The organism is Streptomyces sp. UNOB3_S3 (genome assembly GCF_020740895.1).
In the GTDB taxonomy this organism is placed as follows: domain Bacteria; phylum Actinomycetota; class Actinomycetes; order Streptomycetales; family Streptomycetaceae; genus Streptomyces.
The window spans coordinates 1-5710 of sequence record NZ_JAILXP010000426.1; the positions used below are offsets into that span (position 1 = coordinate 1).

General features: G+C 73.2%; 5 protein-coding genes and 1 pseudogene. 3 read left to right on the forward strand and 3 right to left on the reverse strand.

What is annotated here, in order from left to right; all coding sequences use genetic code 11:
* A pseudogene (locus K6I33_RS30710) lies at positions 1-276 on the forward strand (hypothetical protein); the annotation flags it as partial.
* A 363-nt stretch (positions 277-639) separates the two neighbouring features.
* Here the strand turns inward: K6I33_RS30710 and K6I33_RS30715 are convergent.
* Genes K6I33_RS30715 through K6I33_RS30725 form a run of 3 tightly spaced genes read right to left on the reverse strand, consistent with a single transcriptional unit; the run spans position 640 to position 3595 of the window.
* Positions 640-1593, reverse strand: coding sequence for a 3-oxoacyl-ACP reductase (locus K6I33_RS30715; protein WP_229357822.1), 954 nt, complete (start codon positions 1591-1593; stop codon positions 640-642).
* Entirely contained in the window at positions 1590-2666 is a 1077-nt protein-coding gene (locus tag K6I33_RS30720) for a Zn-dependent alcohol dehydrogenase (RefSeq protein ID WP_229357823.1), read from the reverse strand. The genes K6I33_RS30715 and K6I33_RS30720 overlap by 4 nt, the downstream gene beginning before the upstream one ends.
* 44 nt (positions 2667-2710) lie before the next feature.
* Positions 2711-3595 (reverse strand): MaoC/PaaZ C-terminal domain-containing protein, encoded by an 885-nt coding sequence (locus tag K6I33_RS30725; protein WP_229357824.1) that lies wholly within the window; start codon positions 3593-3595, stop codon positions 2711-2713.
* A gap of 186 nt (positions 3596-3781) precedes the next feature.
* Between K6I33_RS30725 and K6I33_RS30730 the strand changes: the two genes are divergently transcribed.
* Positions 3782-4963 carry a sensor histidine kinase gene (locus tag K6I33_RS30730; protein WP_229357825.1) on the forward strand — a complete coding sequence of 394 codons (1182 nt, stop codon included), beginning with the start codon at positions 3782-3784 and terminating at the stop codon, positions 4961-4963.
* An 8-nt stretch (positions 4964-4971) separates the two neighbouring features.
* Entirely contained in the window at positions 4972-5577 is a 606-nt protein-coding gene (locus tag K6I33_RS30735; RefSeq protein ID WP_229357826.1) for a response regulator transcription factor, read from the forward strand.
* Positions 5578-5710 lie beyond the last annotated feature (133 nt).

The following is a 5710-nucleotide window of genomic DNA, read 5'->3' on the forward strand; positions in this document are numbered from 1 at the left end:
GGCGGCGACTGGGTGGGCGTGTGGAGCGCGGCCGCCAAGCGGCTGCGGCGCTTCCCCGGCCCGACGGGCTGGCTCGCCGGGTCCGGGCTGTGGACGGCCAACGGCGAGCTGAGGCTGCCGTTCGTGACGGCGAGCGTGCCGTGCGGGCTGGCGCGGGTGCCGGAGGAGGTCGACGACTTCTCCGACCCGTCGGCGGCGTCGGCCATGACCATGGTGCCGGTGCCCACGCCACGGCCGGTGCCGCTCCAGCAGGCGCCCTGCGCACGCACTCCGTAGCGACCCGCTCCGTAGCGACGTACTCCGTAACGGGGCACAAGGCGGACACACCGGAGGGGACGGGTGGCCCGGTGATCAAGGCCCCGTTAAACTTTGGGTGGGGGTCGCGCGGCCATAGCCGGTCTTCCTAACGACCGTAGCTGGGTGGCGTGTTGGCGGTTGCGTCTGACGTGGTGTTACGTCGTGTGAGGCGGTGCCGTGGCCCCCGATGCGTACGCTTCCCCATCCGACGGAGTGACTTTTCCTCATGCCCGATGCCCGAACCGACACGACCGAGGCGCGCCCGCTCGATGCGTCCGCCGCCCGGGCCGCAGCCACCGGCACCGGCAGGCACCGTGGTCCGGCGTTTACGGGCGGCGCCCGTCAGGGGAGCACCGCCGCGAAGCCCTCGCCCGCGTCGCGTGTCGCGTAATAAGGGGTCAGGACCCGGTCCAGCTCCTCGATCGTGAAGACGTCCCCCTTTGTATCGAAGCGCGCCGCCACCCTCGGTCGCTCCATCACCGCGACCATCCCGCCATGGACCACGAAGACCTGGCCCGTGATGCCCGCCGCCGGGGGCGACACCAGATAGGAGACCAGCGGAGCCACGTGTTCCGGGGCGAGCGGGTCGACGCCGCCGTCCGTGGGCGGGGCGACCGCCGCGAAGACGTCCTCCGTCATCCGGGTCCGGGCGCGCGGGCAGATCGCGTTCACGGTCACGCCGTACTTCCGCAGGGCCGCCGCCGTCGAGAGGGTCAGGCCGACGATGCCGCCCTTCGCCGCCGCGTAGTTCGGCTGGCCGGGCGAGCCGGCCAGGAACGCCTCGGAGGAGGTGGTGACGATCCGGCCGTGGACGGGGGCGCCGCCCGTCGCCTTGGAGCGGTCGCGCCAGTGCTCGGCGGCGAAACGGATCGTGTTGAAGTGCCCCTTGAGGTGGACGCGGACGACCGCGTCCCATTCGTCCTCGGTCATCGAGAAGACCATCCGGTCCCGCAGGATGCCCGCGTTGTTGACCAGGACGTCCAGCGAGCCATAGGTGTCGAGCGCCAGCTCGACGAGCTCGCGGGCCTGCCCGAAGTCGGAGACGTCGCCGACGTGGGCGACGGCCTCGCCGCCCGCCGCCCGGATCTCCGCGACGACCGACTCGGCCGGTCCCGCCGACCCCTCGCCGGAGCCGTCACGGCCGGGGCGGCCGTAGTCGTTGACGACGACGCGGGCGCCGTGCCGGGCCAGCTCCAGGGCCTCGGCCCGGCCGAGACCGCGCCCGCCGCCGGTGACGATCGCCGTCCGGTCGCGGAGGGTGCGCAGCGGCCGGCCGGCCGCGCGTGCGTCGCTCACAGCATGATCCAGGTCCGCAGGGCCTCGCCCGTGCGCATCTGTTCGATGGCATCGTTGACGCGGGCGAGCGGCACCCGGTGGGTGATCAGCCCTTCGAGGTCCACGCGGCCGGCGCGCCAGAGGGCGATCGCGCGGTCGTAGGAACGGCGGACGTCACCGCCGCCGTACAGGGAGGGCAGGATCCGCTTCTCGTCGAAGAACAGCTCGAACATGCTGACCCGGAAGTGGTCGTCGAGGGCGCCCGCGCCGACGACGCAGAGGGTGCCGCCGCGCCGGGTGGCCTCGTAGGCGGTGCGGGCGGTGGCGGAGGTGCCGACGACCTCGAAGACGTAGTCGAAGCCCTCGCCGGAGGTGACGCGTGACGAGGCGTCGGTCAGGCCCTCGGGGGCGACGGCCTCGGTGGCGCCGAAGCGCAGGGCCGCCTCGCGGCGGGAGGCCACCGGGTCGACGGCCACGATCCGGGCCGCGCCGCAGACCTTCGCGCCCTGGATCGCGGAGATGCCCACGCCGCCGCAGCCGATGACGGCGACGGACGCGCCGGGCTCCACCCTGGCGGTGTTGAGCACCGCGCCGAGCCCGGTGGTGACGCCGCAGCCGAGAAGGGCGGCGATCTCGTAGGGCACGTCGTCGGGGATGGGCACCGCGCAGCCCGCACCGACGACGACCTCCTCGGCGAAGGTGCCGGTGCCGGCGAAGCCGTAGAGGTCCTCGGAGCGGTGGCGGAAGTTGGGGGCGGCGGCGTTGGCCAGGCCGGCGAGGCAGAGGTGGGTCTGGCCGCGGGCGCAGGAGGCGCAGTCGCCGCAGGGGGGCAGCCAGCAGATCAGGACGCGGTCGCCCGGCGTGACATGGGTGACGCCCTCCCCCACCTCGATGACGTCGCCGGCGCCCTCGTGGCCGGGGACGAGGGGGGCGCGCTGGGGCAGGACCCCGGACATGGCGGAGAGGTCGGAGTGGCACAGCCCGGCGGCCCGGACACGGATTCTGACCTTGCCGGGGCCGAACCCTATGGTCTGGACGCCGTCGAGGACGTCGAGGGTCTCCTGCCCGGTCTTGTGCTGTACGGCGGCGCGCATGGCGGTGCTCCCTTCACGGGTGCGTTCGCGTTTCGCGGGTGCGGTTACACGTACTCGACGAGCGTGTCGGTCAGCACGGGCGCGTCGTCGCGCTCGACGACGGCGGCCGTGACCTGGACGCGGCCGGGTCCCGGGGTGTCGCGCCAGATCCGTACGCGCAGGGTCTCGCCGGGGAGGACGACGCCGGCGAAGCGGGTGGCGTAGGAGCGCACCCGGGTCACGTCGCCGCCGAGCACGGTGTCCACGACGGCCTTGAGGACGATGCCGTAGGAGCACAGGCCGTGGAGGATCGGTTTGCCGAAACCGGCGAGCCGGGCGAACTCGGGGTCGGCGTGGAGGGGGTTCCAGTCGCCGGAGAGGCGGTAGAGGAGGGCCTGGTCCTCGCGGACGTACCGCTCGACGGTGCGGTCGGGCCCGGTGTCCGGGGCGGGGAGGCGCTCGGTGACGCCGCGTTCGCCGCCGAAGCCGCCCTCGCCCTTGACGAAGATCTCGCTGACGCCGGTCCACAGGGGCCCGTCCCCGTCCTCGGCGTCCGAGCGCAGCACGATGACGGCCGCCTTGCCCTTGTCGTACACGGCGGCGACGCGCGAGGTCTGGGTGACGCCGGTGGCGCGGATGGGCAGGGGGCGGTGGAGGGTGACGGTCTGTCCGCCGTGGAGGACGGCGGCGAGGTCGACGTCGATGCCGGGCATGGAGAGGGCGCCGGCCACGGCGCGGCCGCCGCCGGCGACCGTCGCGAAGCTCGGGAGGACGTGGAGCCGGCTCTCCAGGGTGTAGCGCAGTTCGCCGGGGTCGGTGGCGAGGCTCCGCCCGTCCTGGCGCGAGCCCGCGCCGATGCCGAGGTGGTAGAGCAGGACGTCCTTGTGGTCCCAGGCGAGCGAGGCGGTCCGGGGTGCGGCGGCGGTCGCCTTGACCGGGTCGATGGGCATGGAGGTGTGCGCTCCTTCGCCGTCCGTTTCGATGACTAGAACGCGTTCTATTCAACGGGCCCTCATGTATAGCCGATTCCGGTTGACGCCGGAAGACGCACGACGACAGACGGAGGACAAATGTCATGGGCGCCCGGGGACATACGCATCTGACCGTCCGGTATGCGCTTCCTTAGGATTCCGGTCATGCGAAAGACCACGGGGGCCCCGCTCGACGACGACATGGCACGGCACAAACCGCCGGGCAGGTTCGCCTTCCTGCCATGGTTGCTGATGATTTCCGGCGATGTGCAGGACCTCGTCAAGGGGGCGTTCCCGCACCCCTGGCTGGGCGGCCTGGGCGTCGCCGCGTTCGCCGTCCTGTACACGGCCACGGTGGTGCTCGGCCTGGACCGGGCGCGGCTGGGCACCCGGGCACCCCGGCTGCTGCTCCTGGGCGTGGCCGTGGTCGCCTACGCGCTGTCGCTGGGGTACGGCGGCCAATGGCTGATGTGCTTCCCCGTGCTGTCCCTGGCCGCCGGCATCGTGCTGCGCGGCGACCGGGCGCTGGCCTTCGCGGTGCTGGGCATCGCCGGGTCGGCGGGAGTGATCGCCGGCTGGCACAGCGGCGCCGAGAGCGCGATGATCACCGGCTACGGCTCCGTCATGTCCGGCATGGTGACCGCATCGGTGCTGCGGCTCTTCGAGACCGTCGCCGAACTCCGCGAGACCCGCGAGGAACTGGCCCGCTCCGCCGTGGAGCGCGAACGGCTGCGCTTCTCCCGCGATCTCCACGATCTGCTCGGCCACACCATGTCCGTGATCGTGGTCAAGGCGGAGGCCGTGCGCCGACTGGCGCCCCGGAACCTGGAGGCCGCGCTGGGCCAGGCCGCCGACATCGAGGCGGTGGGCCGGCAGGCCCTCACCGAGATCCGCGAGGCGGTGACCGGCTACCGCGAGGGCAGTCTCACCACGGAGCTCGACCGCGCCCGTTCCGTGCTCGACGCCTCCGGCATCACGGCCGACATACGCCAGTCGGGCCCGCCGCTGCCACCGCAGACGGCGGCGCTGCTGGGCTGGGTCGTCCGGGAGGGGGTCACCAACGTCGTCCGGCACAGCAGGGCGCAGCGGTGCGTGATCGAGGTCCGGGGGGCGGAGGACCGGGTTCATCTGGAGCTGAGCGACGACGGGCGCGGCGTAGGGTCGGAGCCGGGCGGGGCACCGGGGTCGGGCGGCAACGGCCTGAAGGGCCTGGCCGAGCGGCTGGCCGCCGGCGGCGGCTCCCTCACCTCGGGCCCCGACGGGAAGCGTGGCTTCCGGCTGGTGGCGGAGCTTCCGGTGGACGAGAACGACGGGGACGAGAGCGACGGAGAGGAACGGGCCGCGTGAGCAGCGAGCTGATCAGGGTGCTTCTGGCGGAGGACCAGGGAATGATGCGCGGCGCGCTGGCGCTGCTGCTCGGGCTGGAGGACGACATCGAGATCGTCGCCCAGGTCGGCAACGGTGACGACATCGTCCCCAAAGCCCTCGACGCCCGCCCCGACATCGCGCTGCTGGACATCGAACTCCCCGGCCGCAGCGGCCTCGACGCCGCCGCCGACCTGCGCACCCGGCTCCCGGAGTGCCGGGTGCTGATACTGACGACGTTCGGCCGCCCCGGCTATCTGCGGCGGGCGATGGAGGCCGGCGCGTCCGGCTTCCTGGTCAAGGACGGCCCGGTGGAGGACCTGGCGGCCGCGATCCGCCGGGTGCTGGCGGGCGAGCGGGTCATCGACCCGGCGCTGGCGGCGGCCGCGCTCAGCGCGGGGCCGAATCCGCTGACGCAGCGGGAGCGGGATGTTCTCAGCGCCGCCGTCGACGGGGCTACCGTCGCCGACATCGCGGCGAAGGTGCACTTGTCGCCGGCGACGGTGCGGAATTATTTGTCGGCGGCGATCGGGAAGACGCAGACGCGGAACCGGATGGAAGCCGTTCGCGCGGCCCGTCAGAACGGGTGGTTGTAGGCCCCGGTCCCGCCCTTTCACCGTTTCCCGGGGGGCTCCGCCCCCCGGACGGGCTGATTTCAGCCCCGCCGGCGTTTGAGGCGCGGGGTCCGGGGCGGAGCCCCAGGAAACGGGAAGGGGCGGGGTTGGGGAC

Bases quoted from the DNA above. Each gene is read 5' to 3' on its own strand.
- K6I33_RS30720 (WP_229357823.1), bottom strand. From the start codon at position 2,666: ATGCGCGCCGCCGTACAGCACAAGACCGGGCAGGAGACCCTCGACGTC.
- K6I33_RS30730 (WP_229357825.1), top strand. From the start codon at position 3,782: ATGCGAAAGACCACGGGGGCCCCGCTCGACGACGACATGGCACGGCAC.
- K6I33_RS30725 (WP_229357824.1), bottom strand. From the start codon at position 3,595: ATGCCCATCGACCCGGTCAAGGCGACCGCCGCCGCACCCCGGACCGCC.